Below are 16,458 nucleotides of genomic sequence, written 5' to 3'. Positions count from 1 at the left end.
CTGGTCGCGGTCGAGGCGAAGCAGCGTGGGGTGAGTTAAAGGACGGCGGTCACCATCGGGCCGGCGCAGACGCCGACCGTCGAGACCAGCGGCGAAGGCGTCTTGTCTGCCGACAGAACAGGGTCGCGCCACTCGATGTCACGACGTGTGCGGACGCGCTCGGCGTACGCGGCGTAGTCACGGCGTCCGCCAATCAGCGACGCGGCGAGGTGCGGCAGCGAGACGCCCGCCATCTCGGTGACGAGCAGCAGCTCGCTCTCCTCGGTGGTGTCGGTGGGCGACGTTTGCTGGATCGTCAGATGGCAGTAGTCGCCGCCGCAATCCTGCAGCGGTGGTTCGGCAAAGCCGGCCGTCAAAGCGGCGTCGGCGGCGGCCCGAGAGGCGTTTGCCCCGTCGCGGGCGACCCGCTTCGCGCCGTGAGCGATCGTCCCCGCCAGCGATGGCGAGCGGGTCTCTTCGGCGAGTGCGCCGAGCAGCCCCCCGTGCGACGTCAGGTAATCCGCCTGCAGACGCTGCTCGAGCGCGATCGAGAACCGCTCGATCTCCGACGGCGGGGCGTCCAACGCCTCAAGGTTCACTGCCGGACGCAACGACTCGATCACGTCCCTTAGCGTTGTCAGCTCGGCCGGCAGCTCCCGCAATTGTTCACGCAACCGCTGGCTGATCCGGCGGGCGGCGACGAGTGCGGCGTGATCGAGCCTCAGACGGAAGAGCTTGAACTTGTCGCCCTTGGCGTTGTTCTTCACAACCCGCGCGCGATCCGCAACGACGTTGGCCATCACCTTCTGCAGGTCGGCCTCGACGGCATTCAAGTGATCTTCGAGCCAACGGATCGCCCGATCGGCGCCCTCGAGGCGTTCTTGCGTGTCGTTGACGCGGCCGATTGTCCAGGCGATCGACTCTTCCGCCAGCTTGTTGACCATCGGCTCGATGATCGTGTCGATCACTTTCTGTTCGAGCTTGGTCGGTTCGTCGTCGGCGGAGACGATCCCGAAGCCTTCATCGATCTTGCCGCCGAGCGCGGCGAGGTTGCGCGACCGATCGGCGCCGAAGCGGGCCTCGAAGTACGCCGACGCGTCGCCGCCCAGCGACGCTTCCAGGATCGAGCGGCAGTTCGACGCAAGTGTCGAGGCGTCGAGCTGCGTGCGACCCAAGAACGCCACAGCGCCGTGCACCACCTGGTCGGTCGAGTTGAGGTCCGTCGCTGGGGGCTCGTCCGTAGTGACGCCAACCCACCGATCGAGCATCCGCGAAACCGCAGCGCTCTCCAGCGGGCTGAGTGTCGTATCGCCTTGGCTGTCGCGGTGACGGACGGCGAACGAACGCAGCGTCGAACCCTTGGCGTCCGCGCGCTGGGCGCGGAACGCGTCGAGCAGGCGTTGCCCCGTGGTGAACGCGTCGGCGAACAGGTACTCCGCAACCGCTTCGGCGGCGGACTCCAGAGCGGGCGTATCGATCTGCTCGCCCAGCGGCACGAAGTAAGTGTGGTCGAACGCCTCGACGCCGCGTTCGTGTTCGGGCAGCCCAACACTCGAGTCGCCTGGGTAGCCCTGATCGCTCTGGCGGAACTGCTCAAACTCGCTGAGCCAGGCGTAAGAGTTCACCCGGGCGAGTTCGGATCGGCTGTTCTCTCGGAAAGTCGAGTGCGTCATCACACCGATGACCGTCGCGTCCTCGACGCCTAGTCGCTTCACAATCGAACGCACCGCGTAAGCGATGTCGATCGACATGCCCGACCCGGTCCCGCCGGCCGTTGAACCGACAACGTACACCCGTAACCCGGGTTGATCGAACGAGAGGCCAATCGCCTCGGTCGAGGCGTCGCGGCTGTCGGGCTCGATCGCGCCGGAGACCACCGATCGCAGTCGTTGGAACGCTTGGCGCGCGTGGTCTACCAGCGCCAGGCGACCGAGCGGGCGGATGCCCTCGGTCTGTAGCGAGCGCGGGACGTTGTACAACCAGCGGCGGCCGAGCCAACGCAGCAGCAGCTCCGACTTGTCGCGGTACGCCTGCGGCCGCCGGAGGGGCAGCGACACCGTTTCGCCGGCGTCGAGTCCGATGCCGCGATCGCCGCCGATGGAAGCAGCGGCCAGCGTTCGCGAGTCCGTATCGAAGAGCAGCATCGGTGCCGCTGGCAACGGCGCGGTGGCGCCGAGACGCTCGCGCATCTGCGCGCGCAAGGCGCGGAGCACCCGCGCGCCGGTCCCGCCGACGCCGATGAAGACCGCCGGCGCCGCGGCGAAGGGCGAGGCGTCGGCGTCGGGCGCCGAGACCTCGCTTGGCTTGGGCGTGACGAGCGGCGCGGGCCGCACCGTCGCGAGCTCCGACCCGCCAGGACCCGTTTCGGCCGGGTTGTCCTCGAAGACCTCGGTCACCGAAAAGCGATTCGCCGCCGGGGCCGTGAAAGCTTCACGGCTTTCGGGAGGGCTCGCGACGTTGCACGCCGCGCCATCGAACGCCGAGGAAGTCGGTTGCGATCGCAACGCCGCGACAAACGCGCGGGCCGAGTCGAAACGGTTCGCGGGGTCCTTCGACAGCGCCCGCGCCACGGCGAACCGGTCCGCCCCGCCGAGCGAGTGGAGGTCCGGGTCGTCCTTCATGTGCTGCAGCGTCAGCTCCGCCGCGTTGGCGCCGGCGAACGTCGGGGCGCCCGTCAGCATCTCTTGGTAGAGGATCGCTAGGCTGTACTGATCGCTATGGCGAGTCGGCACACCGCGGAACACCTCGGGCGCTGCGTACGCGGGCGTCATGCCGCCCACCAGCGACGCCTGCGTCTGGAGACTCAGGCTCTTCACGAGGCCGAAGTCGGCCACCTTGACGTGCCCCGCCACGAGCAGCAGGTTCTCGGGCTTGATGTCGAGGTGCGCCAGCTCATGCCGGTCCGCAAGGTAGTCGAGCGCGTCGGCGGCGTCGGCTAGATAGCCGAGCAGCTCGTCGCGCGGGATGCCCGGGAGACCCTCCGCGAAGCACTCACGGAAGCGGTCGCGCAGGCTGCCGTCGGCGAGCTCCGACACCACGATCAACCGGCCGTCGACCACCTCGATCCGCTCGAGCGAGAGCAAGAACGGGTGCCGCACCGACTTCACCTTCTGCAGCGCGTTCATCTCGCTGATGGCGCGCTTGTCGAACTCATTGCCGAAGACATACTTGACCGCCTTGTGCAGCCCGCCCGGCGCCATGGCGCTCCACACCTCGCCGTAACCGCCCGCGCCGATCTTCTCGATCAGCTCGTAGCCGGGGAGCAGCACGTCGGGCTTTTGGTGGTTGTCGTTCACGACGCTTTCTCGCGGGTCGTTCATGAGATTCATCTCGCGCCGCCGAGGGCCGTGAAGTACGCCCCCACCGCGCGGTCGAGGTAGTCGGGCCGCAACTCAACGGGCAGGCCCTGGTACGCGCAGAAGTTCCGCACCTGCATCAACAGGTCGCGCGCGTGGCAACGCCGCAGCGGCATCTTCCGCGGGTGGTAGTGCTTCTGCAGCAGGTAGTCGACCGCTTCGGGTCGGTATGCGCAGCCGATCGACTCGCAGCTCGCCCGGAACAACGAGCGGAACTCATCGACCGTTGGGTCCGTCACCTCCACCTTGTAAGGGATGCGGCGTAGGAACGCCTCGTCCGCTAGTTCGTGGGGTTCGAGGTTCGTCGAGAAGATGATCAGCTGGTCGAACGGCGTCTGAACCTTCTTGCCGCTGGCGAGCGTCAGGTAGTCACAGCGGTTTTCCAGCGGGATGATCCAGCGGTTGAGCAGCTCGGTCGGCTCGACGCGTTGGCGGCCGAAGTCGTCGATCAAGAGGCAGCCACAGTTGCTCTTGAGCTGTAGCGGCGCCTCGCTGACCTTCGACGCCGGGTCGTGGCGGATCTCGAGGCTGTCCATCGTCAGCTCACCGCCAACGATCGCCGTCGGCCGACGGATCTTGATCCAACGCGGATCGACGCCGTCCTCGGCGAGCATCCCCAGGTCGTCGTCCCCAGAGCCGGCCCGGGTGTGGATCGCGGTGTCGTAGAACTTGATGATCTGGCCGTCTTCGATCAGGGCGTGCGGGACCCAGATGTTCTTGCCGAAGCAGGCCGTGATTCGCTTAGCGAGGGTCGTCTTGCCGTTGCCCGGCGCGCCGTAGAGGAACAGGCCGGCGCCGGAGTTCACCGCCGGGCCGAGCACATCGAGCAGCGCCGGTTCGACGCTGATGTCGGAGAACGCCCGCACGAGCTGCTGACGCTGGACCGCTTCGGCGCGGATGGTCTGCGCCTCGACCGCCAGGACGTAGTCGTCCATCGGCACCGGCGCCGGGCCGACGTACGCCGAGGTCTTCATCGCCGACGCCGCGCGGTCGCGACCGCTGTCGGTCAGCGCGTAGTAGTAGTCGTTCAGCGGCGCCTGCCGCTCGTGGAACATCAGCTGCCGCGACCGCAAATCGCCTAACAGCGGCTCGACCAGACAGAAGGGCAGGCACATCCGCCGGCCGATCTCGCGCCCCGCGGCCGAGCCGACCTGCAGCAGCAGCTTCAGCGCTAGCTCCTCGAGCAGCACGCGGCTGACCCCCGTCTCCGCAAGGTCCGTGGGTTCGCGCGGGCAGAACTCCTCGTCCGACAGTAGCGGCGAGAAGAGCTGGTTGTCGGCGAAGGCGCCTTCGGTGAAAGCGCCATCGGTGAAAGCAGAGTCGAGCGAGACCATCGGCGTCGGCAGTCGGAACGTCGCCTCTCTCCGCCGGTAAATCCGGCGCCGAGTGGCGACACAACTTCTGCCGAACCGTACGTCACCGTAACGGGAAAGCCACACTCACCACGGCCCTGCGGAGGCCCGCGTAGCCGGCGCCAACGGCGCATGCCGCACGAAGAGTGCGACGCGACTCTCGCTACCGAGCCTCTGCCGTCACGCCCGGCCAATCGTCGGTGCGGAACGGAGTCAGCGGCAACCAAGCAGAGTCGAAAACGTTCACCACCGGGTTGTTGGCCCAGCCGTAACGGACCGCGACGGGGTTCGGGACCGCGTCGGAGTGGACGACGACCTTCGACTTATCGACGATCTCGGCCGCCGCGGCATGGAAGACTTGGTCTTCGCCCGCAATGGTAAATCCTCGCGGCGCGACGCCGTCGAACGTCTTGAGCCCGTCGCCGACGTCGCCGATGGTGACCGTCGCCTTCTCGCCGTCGATGGAGAGGCTCTCGTAACGCGGGCTCGCCGCTTTGATCTTCTTGCCGTAAGTGTCGGCGAGCGCCAGCCGCGCCAGCCGGAGGCCGACCTCGCGCTTGTTGCGCGGGTGGATGTCGTTCGCCTCGCCGATGTCGATGATGACCGCCTCGCCCGCGTTGGGGACGGCGTCGATGGTCATTGTCTGGGCTTCGCGGAGCTCGGCCCAGTCGGAGCCCTTCACCGGGTCGGCGGTTTCGGGCGTGAAGTCGGCGAGCTGGACCCAGTAGAACGGGAAATCGCCCTGGCCCCACGCCTCGCGCCACGACGTAATCATCCGCGGGAACAGGTCGCGGTACTGGTACGCCCGGCCGGCGTTCGACTCGCCCTGGTACCAGATCACGCCCTTGATCGCGAAGGGCACGATCGGCAGCACGCGGGCGTTGTAGAGATTCGCCGGGCGGTGCTGGTGGAACAGCGGGTTATCGACCCACGGCGCCCGTCCCGACGGCTTGCCGGCGGCGTACGCGGCGTCGCGCTGCTCGTAGAAGCCGGCGAGCTTTGTAGCGTAGTCGGCTCGCAACGCGGCCTCGTCGTGCTCTCCCTCGACCTTTTTCCAGCGTTCCAACAGCGGGCCGTACATCGCCGCGTCTTGTAGCTTGTCGAGCGGGACCCAGGTCTCACACGACGAACCGCCCCAGGCGTTGCGGATCAGGCCGATCGGCACGTGGAGCGACTGCTGCAACTGCACGCCGAAGTGGTACCCAACCGCCGAAAACGACTTGACCGACTCGCGGTTGGCGACGCTCCAGGCTTGGTCGACATCGTCCAGCGGCGTCGGTGAGCCCATCTGATTGACCTGGAGTAGCCGGATTCGCCGCCGATTGGCCGCGGTGAGGTCGAGGTCGCCGTCCTTGGAGTTCTCGATCGACCATTCCATGTTCGATTGACCCGAGCAAATCCAGACGTCGCCCACCAGCACGTCACGCACCACGACGGGTTCGTCGGTCTCGGACCCGGTGACCGTCAGCTCCCGCGGCCGGCCGAGCGACAGCGGGTCGAGCGTCACGCTCCACTTGCCCGACTCGTCGGCCGTCGCCACTTGCTCCTGATTCCCAAACCGTACCGTCACGGTCTCGCCCGCCGCCGCCTTCCCCCAGACCGGCGCCGGCTGGTCGCGTTGCAGCACCATGTGGTGCGTGAAGAGAAACGGCAGGCGGACCTCCGCCGTCGCGACGCAGGTAGCGACGAGCGCGAGAAGGAGGGAGCAAACGACAGGCGTCAATCGCATCGGGAGGGCTCGCATGACCGTGGAAGAGAGGCAACCTTGTGAAGGCGTATTTTAACGCATCCCGAGGCGGCCTTCGAATCGAAATAGCCACTATTACCGGCCGATTCAACCAGTGTGAGTCACGCTACCGTAGCGCTCGCGAACCGCGATGGATCGAACGGCGCGGCCGGCAGATCACATGGCTCGCCGCGGATCATGGCGCTCACCAGCCGCGCCGTCGGCGGCGCCAATTGCAGACCGCTGCGGTGGTGCCCGCTGGCGACCCAGGCGTTGCTGTACCCGGGCAAGAGTCCGATCTGCGGCAACGCGTCCCCCGACGCAGGCCGCAGCCCCGCCCAGTGCCGCATGAGCGTGGCGTTCGCTAGTGCCGGGTCGATCTGCTCCGCCGCCCGCAAGAGCTCGGTGCGGGCCGATTCGGTCACTTGCTTGTCGAACCCGGCTTCCTCGACCGTCGCACCAACGAGCACCAGCCCATCCCGACGCGGCGCCGCGTAGTGCGGGTAGCGATGGACGATCTGCTCCAACGGCTTTTCCGGTCTCAGCAGCAGCATCTGCCCCGTCACCGGCCGGCCTGGGGCATGCGAATAACCAAGCTGCGCGAGTTCCGGCGTCCAAGCGCCGGCGCAGAGGCAAAGTCCTCCGCACGGGATCGTTCCGCTAGGCGTCCGCACCGTGGCGATCACGCCATCCGCGCCGACCTCGAAGCCGTTGACGGGGGTGTCGGTCACCAAGTGCACGCCACGCCCCGCACACGCCGCCGCCAGGGCCCGCAGCCGCCGCGGGTTGCGGACCTGCGCTTCGGCGGGGACGTGGTAGGTCGGGCCCTCGTCGATCACCTCGATGCCCAGCGAACGCCAGCGCGCGAAGGTGGCGGCAAGACAGGCCGCGTTCTCGGGCGTCTGGTGGTAGACGGCGCCGCAGCGTGTGTACTCGTCATCGACGCCGGTCTCGTCGAGCAATCGCTGCGACAGCTCGGCGTGGGCGGCGCTGGCTTCGATGGCGAAGGCGTCGAGCGCCGGGTGATCGACATACCACGACGCCGGAGGCAGGATGCCGGCCCCCGCCCACGACGCCTCACGGCCGATCTCGCCGCGTTCCAGCAGCGTGATACGCATCCCCGCGCCCGCCAACTCATACGCCACGGAGAGACCGACGATGCCTCCGCCGATAACGATGAGGTCGGTGGCAGTGGCGCGGCTGGGCATACGACGTGGTGTTCTGTGGGAGAGAATCGATCGGTGACGCATTCAATGGCGCAGGCCGCGCTACATCGTATCAGCGTTACCCACGATCGAACCGGGGGCGCGGCAAGTGCGGTCGCGTAGCGTGTCCGTCCCCTCCGGACGCCATCCAACGGCTGCTCGGAGGCGGAACTAGCGAGTCGGCGGAGGTGTCCAGCCAGCGCACGCTACTCCGGGGACACCCTCTACGGAGGGGGTGGCCGTCCCGGCGCCACCCGCTGATCAGCCCTTTCCGCCTATTCCGACGTGCGGCTTTGCGCATGGTCCGAAAGAGGGGGTCGAGCAAGGCGGGCTGGTCGTTCAGAAACCACTTTCGATAACTCGGGACAGGGCCCGGAGTTGCGGATTGCGGGGTCACGCACGGGGACCGCAATCCCCTCTGTGGGGTGGTTTTCCTCCCGGGGGGTTGCACACCGATTTCAGCCTGTCGAAATAACGTAAGTTATTATTCAGTAGTGACTTATGTGTTTATTTGCTTCCCCGTTTCCCAGCTGCATAGCATGAAGATGTGGCTCGCTAGATCGCCCAAACACCCACGGCAGTGGAAGGCACGAGCGGCCGCATCTCGACAGGTACGTCGAGTCAACACACGCCGCGCATGTCACGTGACGAGCGCGATTGGAGAGGAGGCCAATTGATCGAGTTCGGCGTTGTCACCGTGAAGATGAACGTTATCCCCCCGACGTCATGGCCGCCTCTCGATCAACACGCAGCGACTTCCGCGGGAAGCAGCCCGCGCGACAGGCACGTCGTAGCAATACCAACGTTTCAGCGCGCATCGCGCGTGACTCGCAGCCCAAGTCACGTCGCGGCGTCGCCAAGCGCAACCTCGCGCTACCATTCTCACCGCCTGAAGACTGGCACGAGCCATCCGAAGAGTGCGACGGCTACCGCGTCATCGTGCAGCGGCCCGGTGAGGGCTATCGCCACGTCCTCACGCCCGAGGACGTGCGTGAACGGCTGTCGCAATTGCCCGAATCGTTCCTCGTCGACCTCGAAGTGGTCCAATTCAGCCGGATGACCCGCAAGAAGCAGTCCCTGCCGTGCTATGGCATGCAGTGGGGGCCCGCGCTGTACCTCTATCCGATCGACGAGACGCTCGTCGAGTACTTCGGCCAACCGCCGACGCCCGCCATCTACAACGAATCGAAGATGTACGGCGGGAAGTGGAACGAGGGGGACGGCGGCTATTGGACGCTCACCTGGAGTGAGTCCGCGATCCGCGACTTCTACCTCAACAACATCCTAATCCACGAGCTGGGCCACCTGCTCGACGACCGCAACAGCAGCTATATCGATCGTGAGCGCTACGCCGAGTGGTTCGCCACCGAGTACGGCTACCGCGGCACCGGCGGCGCCGCGTCGCGTCGGCCGAAGCAGAAGGTCAAGCGGCGGCACCATGCGTGTTGAGCTGGCGTCGCTGTTGACGCCGCTAAGCCGCCATCGGCTTGCCGCTTAGCGGCGTCTCTTCTGGGGCAATCCCCAGCTTGATCCGCAGAGCCGCTTCTCTATTAGCGCCGAGCGCCGCCAGCTCGGCCCGCTTCTCGGCCACCCGTTTCGATCGGCCGAGCGAGTTCATCCAGTCGAACACGCCCGGCGCCAGCCCCATCGCGCCCCGCAACCAGCGGCCGACGGGATCGACCACGACGCGGCGACGGTTCCGCTCGACGCCCGCCACCGCCGCGCGGGCGATTTGATTGGGCGTCACGCAGAGGACCCACGGCGGTTGCCGCAGCGGCGCCCCCGCAACCGGCGCCGAGTCGATCATCGCCGTGCGGACGAAGCCCGGGCAGAGCGTCGTCACGCCGAGCCCCTGACGGCCGTACTCCAGCCGCAGCGTCTCGCTGAAGCCCACCAAGCCGTGCTTGGACGCGCAGTACAGGGCCACCTTCGGCATCACCGCCAGCCCCAGGACGCTCCCCACGTTCAGCACGTGCGACTCGGGCCGGGCCAGCAGCGCCGGCAGCAGAGCGTGCGTCAGCCGGATCGGGGCGTGGAAGTTGACCGCCAACAGCCGATCGATCTGCGCCTCGGTCATCGCATGGACCGGGCCGTAATGGGCGATCCCGGCATTGTTCACCAGCAGGTCCACGCCCGCCCAGCGCCGCAGCATCGACCCGGCCAGGTCATCGACCGACGCCGGGTCGGTTAGCTCACAGTCGCAGGCGTGGGTCTCGACGCCGTAGCCCTGGACCTCCCGCACCGTCAGCGCCAGCCGCGCCATGTCGCGGTCCGCCAGCGCCAGCCGCATGCCCTTCACCGCCAGCCGCAATGCGATCGCCCGGCCGATGCCGCGGGCGGCGCCGGTCACGAGTGCGGTCTTACCGGCGAGGGGTCGCATTGAGGTTCCGGCTGCCCGGGGAGGAGTTAGGCGGCCAGCCGTGTCGGCATGGCGTCGTAGCCGCGCTCGAGCATCTCGGCCGGAATGGTGCGGCTCAGCTGGTGACGGTCCTCACCGCGCAGCAGCGCGACGCCCCACTTGTCGAGGTGGTACTTGCCGCCGTTGTAAACGCTGCGGTAGTACTTCTTGCCGGGATAAACAGCGACGTTCGTCGGGACCGCCCGGAGGTTGAAAGCGATCCGGTGCTTGTCGGTCTTGTTCGCCGCCGAGCCGTGGATGCAGCGCTCGGTGAACAGGATCATCTGGCCCGCACGGCAGGGGATCTCGACGATCTCTTGGTCCTCTTCACGGAAGTCGAGCTCGAACGCCGCGTTGTAGAACCCTTCCTTGCCGCCGAAATTGATCGTACGGATGCGGCTGTGCGTCCCGGAGGCGAACTTTAGGGCGCCGTTCTCGTGGGTCGAGTCATCGACGGCGATCCAGGCCGTGATCTGGAACAGCTCGTTCCGGTCGGCGGGGAACAGGGCCGGGTCTTGGTAGTCCTCGACCATGAACGTGCTTGCCTGGTGCCACTGAATGGCGGGCGAGCCCGGGCCCTTGTAGAAAATCTGCGAACGCCAGCAGTTGAGGTCCGGGCCCAGCAATTGGGCGATCCGGTCCGTCACCGCCGGCGACTTCATGTAGTACCACAGCCGCGGCATCTCGAAATGACGGTCACGCGGCGTCACGAAACCGTAGGTCTGCGACTTCTCACCCTCGATCGCCAGCAGGTCCTTCTTGAAGTCCCGCATCTGCTCGGGCGTGAACACGTCGATCGGGCCGATGAACCCGCGGGTGTAGAACGACTCGAGCTGCTCCTGGGTCAGCCGGTACTCCGGCGCGACCTCGGCCTTGGGGGCGACGACGGCCGGCTGGCGGAACTCGCAGGGCTGGTCGATGTACGCCGACGTCACGCCCGAGCGAATCAGCTGGTGGAACATCCGCGGGTCCCAGTTGCGGACGATCGCCTTGATGTCGCGCGGCAGGATGCGCGTCGGCAGCCGCATGGCCTGGTAGGCCCGCAGGGCGCTCAGGGCGCCGACGATCGGGGCGCGTTGCCATAGCGGACGGACCTTCGGGGCCATGTTCATAGCCAGCACTTCCCTGCAAAAAGGCCTTCGATTCGACCGGCGGTCCGCGGAAGGGACCAGCAGCGGTCTGGATGGCGCCTCGTGGCGACCTACTTCTTATCGGCGTTGCGGTCAGCACGATTGAACCGGTCGCGCCCTTAGTCCGGTCGTGCCGGCGCCGGCGCCGGCAAACTCCTCACGCCCGACGTATACTGGCGGATTCACGCGCGCCCACGGCGCCGACGATCGCCCGTTTCCTCTTGCTACCCCCTCGGCTGGGCGGCTTCTTCGATGGCTTGGATCACTCGACTGCTAGCGGCTGCCGCGGTGGGCCTGTCGGCTTACCTGCTGTGGGCCAGCGCGACGCTACAGCCCGTCGTTGGTTGCAACGCCTTCTCGGGCGCGGACTGCGATGCGGTGCTCGCTAGCCCTTGGGCCAAGTGGCTTGGCGTGCCGGTCGCGGCGGGCGGAGTGGTTTGCTACGCGCTGGCGCTCGTTGGATCATTCTTGGCCGGAGGCCGTGGCGCGCTGGCGACCGCTGGATGGCGACTGATGGAGTTCACGGCGCCGCTAGCGATCGGGGCAGGGCTCTGGTTCACCGGCGTCCAGTTCGTCGAGGTCGGCTCCCTCTGCGTCTGGTGCCTGGCGACGCACGCCTGCGGCTTAGCCATGGCGATCGCGATGATCGTCTGGCGCAACAAGGCGTCGGTGGACGGCCCCCGACCGGTCGCCCTCTCGCCGATTGCCGCGTCGCCGACGATTGCCCACGCCGCCGAAGGCCCGCCGACGCTCGGCCTGCCGACGGTGCTAGGCCTTCTGGGCGTCATCGTGCTAGCCGGCGGGCAGACGATGTTCGCCGCCCCAACGGTCTCTGAGTACACGGCCGAGATCAACGAGCAGTTCGACCTCGGTGACGCCACACTTAACGAAAATGTCGAAGCAATCGAAGAGCCCGAGTCCGAAGCAACGGTTGCTGATGAACCTGTCGCGCCACGAGAGGTAGCCAAGCCGGCCCGGCGGAAGGGCGGTTCGCGGATGTTCTCCGCGCTCAACGGCCGGCTCAAGTTCGACACTTACGAGCAGGCCGTGCTCGGCTCGCCCGACGCGCCGCACATCGTCATCGAGATGATGGACTACGCGTGCCCCCACTGCCGTGAGTTCCATGAGAAGCTCACCGAGGCGCTGCAGCGTTTCGATGGCCAGATCGCCGTCGTCGTGATGCCCGTGCCGAACGAGATCGCCTGCAACCCCTACGTGCAGAAGGCCCGCAAGCAGTCGCTCGGCGCCTGTTACGCGGCCAAGCTAGCGCTCGCCGTATCGACGCTGGCCCCCGATGAGTTCGAGTCCTTCCACGAGTGGATGCTCCGCGGCGACTCGATACCCAACAGCACAGCGTCCTTGATCGAGGCCCGCAATCACGTCGATGGCGACAAGCTCAGCCGCGCGCTGGTGGATGAAGACGGCTCGCTCGCCGCGCGCGTGAAGAACCACGTCGCGCTCTCCGCCGCGATCGCCAAGCAAGGCCGCTTCGGTCTGCCGGCGCAGATCCTCGGCAACAAAGTAATCGCGGGGCCCCCCGACACCGTCGATGAGTTGTGCGAGACCTGGGCGGAGGCGTTTGGGTTACAGACGCCAACGGACCCGGTCCCGTTCTAATCCGATGGCGAGCCCACGATGTTAATCGTGGGTGGGAAGTGGGTACCAAGCTCACACCCACGATTAACATCGTGGGCTCGCCGTCAATCGTGATAGTGCGTTAACGTGAGGGTTCGACGAATCTCACCACCGCCCCACTATGCCCACAGCGCGCATCGCTAAACCGTCCGCCGAGCGCAGCCGTACGATGCGGGCGGTGAAGAGCCGCGACACGAAGCCCGAGTTGCTCGTCGCAGCGCTGCTCGATGAGTTGGGCGTCGCTTACCGTCGCGAAGTCGCTGCGCTCCCCGGCAAGCCCGACTTTGTGATCACAGGGCGGGGCCGGGTCGTCGAGAAACGCGGCCGCCAACCGCTGGCGCTGTTCGTGCACGGCTGCTGGTGGCACGCCCACGACTGTCCGCGCGGCGCCCGAACGCCCAAGACGAACCGCGCCTACTGGACCGCCAAGATCACCCGCAACCGCCGCCGCGACCGCCGCGTCACCCGTGAACTGCGCGAGCTGGGCTACTCCGTCTGGACCATCTGGGAATGCCGCCTCAAATCACGCCGCCTTCCCCCCAGGCTCACCGCTCGCTTAAAAGACTACGTCGTGAGCCGTCGGCGCTAGCCGCGGCCACGTCTCCTTGGCAATGGCCCGCGAATCAACTCACCATTCCAATCACGCTCGCCTCCCGATGTCGCACGCCAATCAAACGACGATCCACCTCGACCAATTCCTCAAAGTCCAAAACCTCGTCGGCACCGGCGGCCAAGCGAAGCAAGTCATCCAGGGGGGCGAGGTCCAGGTGAACGGCGAAGTCGAAACCCGCCGCCGCCGCCAACTCCGGCAGGGCGACGTGGTTCTCTTCGAAGGGGAGGAGATGGTGGTGGTGTTTGATGATGACGAGAGCGAGCACGTGTCGTAGGGCAGGCTCTGGCTGCCCGCTTGACGCGTGCCCGCCGATCTTGGAAGGTGAAGGTCCGCCCCACGATCGTCGCCACAATGCCGAGCATCGTGATAAAGTGCCAATGGCTAGCTGTGGTGACGGCAATCGAACGTTAGTCCGTTAAGCTTGGAGGCATTCCGATGAGCGCGCTTAGGCTGTCTAAACCTGCTGCGGTCTCGGCTGGTCTCGTCATCGCAGTAGCGGTAGCGATGATCGTTTACCGCGAAGCAGCCGCTTCTTCGCGCGTCGATGACGGAGTTAGATTCCGTAACGCCATCAACGCAACGCTACATGCGAGTGTGAACACGCAGCCTCAGGGCGTGGCCGTCATTCTCCCGCCTACGAATGACAAGCTGGCCGGATTTGTAAATCCACTTTCAGACGAAGCGCACATTCGCAGCGTCCTCAATCAACGCGATTGGCAAGAGAGCAGCCAATTTCAGCTTCTTCTCGAGCTGACTCCCTCCGCCTTGCCAGCGGAAAAGCAAGGAAGCTCGGAAACGATGGCGGCGACTGTCTTGCTGAACCATTATTTCGGCGGACTGGAGAAAATTGGGCTTAGTCGCCGAGGATCGCAGGGGGTTGTCATCGGAAAGGTGCAATCTTCTCGTAACGAGTGGCACGATCCCATGGGTAATTTTTATGTTGACGGTGCGGTCTTCGTTTCACCCGAATCGAAGCAGGCCATCGTGATTGGGCATATTCGCGCGCACCTGTCTAACTGACAGCTTGGAAGGTGCGATTGCATCGACACCCTACGGCGCCGTGTCCAATGCCGGACTTCTTCGTGTCCTTTGTGCCCTTTGTGGTTCAAAACCGAGGTGCCTACCAGCGCCGCCGTTCAGACGATCTTTCCGTTGGTGAAAGGGGGCTGGCGTCTCATGATGGCGAGAGAATCGGGACGCTACCCGCGGCTAGCGCCGACGGCTCACGCCTGCCGCGCGCGCCAGGCTTCGGCCTCGGCCCGTTCGTACACGGGGCGCGATCCGAGTTGCTCGCCGGCTAAGCGGTCGGCGGCGTCGGTGGCTTGGAGGTCCCCATCGACGGCGACGCGGTCGTCGAACACAAAGCACTCGCCCGTGTAGTGGGCGGCGCCGCACTCCTCGAAGTACTTGAGGATGCCTCCTTCGAGCTGGAAGACGTTCTTGAAGCCGGCCCGTTCCATGTAGGGGCCCGCCTTCTCGCAGCGGATGCCGCCGGTGCAGAACATGACGACCGTCTCTTCCTTGCGGTCGTCGGGCAGGGCGTCCACCGCCTTGGGGAAGTCGCGGAAGTGAGCGACGCCAATCGGCTCGGCGCCGGCAAAGGTTCCTAACGCGACCTCGTAGTCGTTGCGCACGTCGAGCAGCGTGACGGGGCGTCCCTCGTCGAGCCACTGCTTGAGCTGCTTTGCCGGCAGCTTGGGCGAGGTCCGCTGCGACGGGTCGATCCCCTCGACGCCGAAGGCGATGATCTCACGCTTGAGCTTCACCAGCATCCGCCCGAAGGGCTGCCGTTCGGTGTAGCTCTCTTTGATATCGAGCGCGCCGACTTGCGGATCGGCTTGCAGCACGGCGACGAACTCATCAACCGCGGCCCGTGCGCCGGCAAGAAAGAAGTTGATCCCCTCGGGGCTAAGCAAGATGGTCCCCTTGAGCTCCAGCCGACGGGTGAGTGCACGCAACGCTTCACGACGCTGCGTGAGCTCATCGAGCGGCGCGAACTTGTACGCCGCGATGTTGACGATCGGCGGCGACATTTCGGCGTTAGTAGAAGACAGTTCGCTCATGGGTTCGAATTGTACCCAAGTAGTTGTTGGCGTGCTGCCCCGACGGCTCGGCTCCCTGAGTCCTTCTTCGTGCCTATTGTGCCCTCGGTGGCTAAGTCATCCAAGAAGTAAACCAGCGTCGCCTCACCATTTATGGCCTGCGTGGCGTTTCAAGAACTCTGTCGGCAGCGCTAGCGCCGCGACCGCCAGGTCGGCGACGATCGCCCGGCCCTTCGTGAGCCACGCCGCGGCGAACGCCCATAATGCGACCCATTCCATCCAGAACAGGAAGCGGTAGTCGTTGAAGTACGCCTTTAGCCAAGCGGGCATGACGAGGTAGGCGCCCATCGCCGCCATGCTGGTGAGGATCACCAGGCCGCTCGCCCAGTAGATGAGGTTGCGTTCGAGTTCGTGTGAGTCGAGTTCTTCGGCGGGCTCTTGTTGCGATCGCTCCCTCAGCCAATTGGGCACGAGCCAAGTGAGCCAGCGCCAATTGGGCCAATGATAGTTTGGGAAGTGCACCAGCGAGTAGAACGCCAACGTCAGGAACAGCGCGGCGCCGAACGCCATGTGCATGTACCCCACCCACGATTGCTGCTCGAGCGGGTTCTTGCCGGCGTCGAGCGGGAAGAGGGCAAGGCCCAATGCGGAGATACTGCCGAGGTTCGCCGAGGCGTTCTCGATCCAGTCGTGGCCGCGGTAGCAGTAGAGGAAGACGCCCATCGTAAACAGGGCGCCGACGAACACGTCCCGCGCGGGCGTGTGGTAGTAGGCGCTCATGTTGTCCTGCACCGGGACGCCAAAGACGAGCCATGCGCCGGGCCAGAGGAGCAGGGGGAGCGCGAGGCCCGTGACGCCGACCGCGCGGCGGATGGAGAGGTAGGAGACGACGAGGGGGTCGGCGGCGCTGTTCTTTAGTTCGCCGTTCTCAGGTTGCATGTCGTCGCCGCTTGCGCGCTTTCCCCCTCCCTTTTTAGGGAGGGGTTAGGGGAGGGTCAGCCGTGTCCAGTATCGCAAGGGTT

The 16,458-nt window shown here is 66.0% G+C and carries 13 protein-coding genes; 5 read left to right on the top strand and 8 right to left on the bottom strand.

The genetic code is table 11. The features are described 5' to 3' along the window. Positions 1-35: 35 nt before the first annotated feature. The 4 genes from Spa11_RS15040 to Spa11_RS15025 all read right to left on the bottom strand — a co-directional run bounded on the left by Spa11_RS15040 (position 36) and on the right by Spa11_RS15025 (position 7,621). Complete coding sequence (locus tag Spa11_RS15040; protein WP_197529424.1) at positions 36-3,299, bottom strand: tubulin-like doman-containing protein; 3,264 nt, start codon at positions 3,297-3,299, stop codon at positions 36-38. 5 nt (positions 3,300-3,304) lie between these two features. Then, on the bottom strand, positions 3,305-4,669 hold the full coding sequence (locus Spa11_RS15035; RefSeq protein WP_197529423.1) for an ATP-binding protein: 1,365 nt from the start codon (positions 4,667-4,669) through the stop codon (positions 3,305-3,307). Between the two features lie 181 nt (positions 4,670-4,850). Further along, positions 4,851-6,416 (bottom strand): sialate O-acetylesterase, encoded by a 1,566-nt coding sequence (locus Spa11_RS15030; protein ID WP_145113672.1) that lies wholly within the window; start codon positions 6,414-6,416, stop codon positions 4,851-4,853. Positions 6,417-6,535: 119 nt separating this feature from the next. After that, the gene (locus Spa11_RS15025) at positions 6,536-7,621 is read right to left on the bottom strand and encodes an NAD(P)/FAD-dependent oxidoreductase (RefSeq protein ID WP_197529422.1); all 1,086 of its coding nucleotides are present in this window, start codon (positions 7,619-7,621) and stop codon (positions 6,536-6,538) included. 723 nt (positions 7,622-8,344) lie between these two features. Between Spa11_RS15025 and Spa11_RS15020 the strand changes: the two genes are divergently transcribed. Next, positions 8,345-9,067, top strand: coding sequence for a hypothetical protein (locus Spa11_RS15020; protein ID WP_145113668.1), 723 nt, complete (start codon positions 8,345-8,347; stop codon positions 9,065-9,067). 22 nt (positions 9,068-9,089) lie between these two features. Here the strand turns inward: Spa11_RS15020 and Spa11_RS15015 are convergent, their stop codons facing one another. Together Spa11_RS15015 and Spa11_RS15010 are read right to left on the bottom strand one after the other, a co-directional pair. Continuing rightward, positions 9,090-9,998, bottom strand: coding sequence for an SDR family NAD(P)-dependent oxidoreductase (locus Spa11_RS15015; RefSeq protein ID WP_145113666.1), 909 nt, complete (start codon positions 9,996-9,998; stop codon positions 9,090-9,092). 26 nt (positions 9,999-10,024) lie between these two features. Then, positions 10,025-11,128: a phytanoyl-CoA dioxygenase family protein gene (locus tag Spa11_RS15010; protein WP_145113664.1), complete on the bottom strand. Its 1,104-nt coding sequence runs from the start codon at positions 11,126-11,128 to the stop codon at positions 10,025-10,027. 270 nt (positions 11,129-11,398) lie between these two features. On the opposite strand from Spa11_RS15010, the gene Spa11_RS15005 reads away from it, so the two are divergent. The 4 genes from Spa11_RS15005 (at position 11,399) to Spa11_RS14990 (ending at position 14,414) form a co-directional block, all read left to right on the top strand. After that, the gene (locus tag Spa11_RS15005) at positions 11,399-12,763 is read left to right on the top strand and encodes a vitamin K epoxide reductase family protein (RefSeq protein WP_145113662.1); all 1,365 of its coding nucleotides are present in this window, start codon (positions 11,399-11,401) and stop codon (positions 12,761-12,763) included. A gap of 139 nt (positions 12,764-12,902) precedes the next feature. After that, positions 12,903-13,370, top strand: coding sequence for a DNA mismatch endonuclease Vsr (gene vsr, locus Spa11_RS15000; protein ID WP_145113660.1), 468 nt, complete (start codon positions 12,903-12,905; stop codon positions 13,368-13,370). A 67-nt stretch (positions 13,371-13,437) separates the two neighbouring features. Further along, complete coding sequence (locus Spa11_RS14995) at positions 13,438-13,668, top strand: RNA-binding S4 domain-containing protein (protein WP_145113658.1); 231 nt, start codon at positions 13,438-13,440, stop codon at positions 13,666-13,668. Between the two features lie 161 nt (positions 13,669-13,829). Further along, a complete protein-coding gene (locus Spa11_RS14990) occupies positions 13,830-14,414 on the top strand; it encodes a hypothetical protein (protein ID WP_145113656.1) in 585 nt (194 codons plus the stop codon). A 203-nt stretch (positions 14,415-14,617) separates the two neighbouring features. On the opposite strand, the gene trhO is transcribed toward Spa11_RS14990, so the two are convergent. Both trhO and Spa11_RS14980 read right to left on the bottom strand, forming a co-directional pair. Then, positions 14,618-15,457 carry an oxygen-dependent tRNA uridine(34) hydroxylase TrhO gene (gene trhO, locus Spa11_RS14985; protein WP_231932956.1) on the bottom strand — a complete coding sequence of 280 codons (840 nt, stop codon included), beginning with the start codon at positions 15,455-15,457 and terminating at the stop codon, positions 14,618-14,620. Between the two features lie 123 nt (positions 15,458-15,580). Next, complete coding sequence (locus Spa11_RS14980; RefSeq protein WP_145113654.1) at positions 15,581-16,375, bottom strand: hypothetical protein; 795 nt, start codon at positions 16,373-16,375, stop codon at positions 15,581-15,583. Between the last annotated feature and the right edge of the window lie 83 nt (positions 16,376-16,458).

Source organism: Botrimarina mediterranea, assembly GCF_007753265.1.
GTDB classification, from domain to species: Bacteria; Planctomycetota; Planctomycetia; order Pirellulales; family Lacipirellulaceae; genus Botrimarina; species Botrimarina mediterranea.
The sequence above is the reverse complement of the archived record's forward strand: the minus strand, read 5'-3'. Positions and strand labels throughout refer to the sequence as shown.

Coding starts and splice junctions, on each gene's coding strand:
- Spa11_RS14990 (WP_145113656.1), top strand. CDS start 13,830: ATGAGCGCGCTTAGGCTGTCTAAACCTGCTGCGGTCTCGGCTGGTCTC.
- Spa11_RS14995 (WP_145113658.1), top strand. CDS start 13,438: ATGTCGCACGCCAATCAAACGACGATCCACCTCGACCAATTCCTCAAA.
- vsr (WP_145113660.1), top strand. CDS start 12,903: ATGCCCACAGCGCGCATCGCTAAACCGTCCGCCGAGCGCAGCCGTACG.
- Spa11_RS15040 (WP_197529424.1), bottom strand. CDS start 3,299: ATGAACGACCCGCGAGAAAGCGTCGTGAACGACAACCACCAAAAGCCC.
- Spa11_RS15010 (WP_145113664.1), bottom strand. CDS start 11,128: ATGAACATGGCCCCGAAGGTCCGTCCGCTATGGCAACGCGCCCCGATC.
- Spa11_RS15005 (WP_145113662.1), top strand. CDS start 11,399: ATGGCTTGGATCACTCGACTGCTAGCGGCTGCCGCGGTGGGCCTGTCG.
- Spa11_RS15015 (WP_145113666.1), bottom strand. CDS start 9,998: ATGCGACCCCTCGCCGGTAAGACCGCACTCGTGACCGGCGCCGCCCGC.
- trhO (WP_231932956.1), bottom strand. CDS start 15,457: ATGAGCGAACTGTCTTCTACTAACGCCGAAATGTCGCCGCCGATCGTC.
- Spa11_RS15025 (WP_197529422.1), bottom strand. CDS start 7,621: ATGCCCAGCCGCGCCACTGCCACCGACCTCATCGTTATCGGCGGAGGC.
- Spa11_RS15030 (WP_145113672.1), bottom strand. CDS start 6,416: ATGCGATTGACGCCTGTCGTTTGCTCCCTCCTTCTCGCGCTCGTCGCT.
- Spa11_RS14980 (WP_145113654.1), bottom strand. CDS start 16,375: ATGCAACCTGAGAACGGCGAACTAAAGAACAGCGCCGCCGACCCCCTC.
- Spa11_RS15020 (WP_145113668.1), top strand. CDS start 8,345: ATGGCCGCCTCTCGATCAACACGCAGCGACTTCCGCGGGAAGCAGCCC.
- Spa11_RS15035 (WP_197529423.1), bottom strand. CDS start 4,669: ATGGTCTCGCTCGACTCTGCTTTCACCGATGGCGCTTTCACCGAAGGC.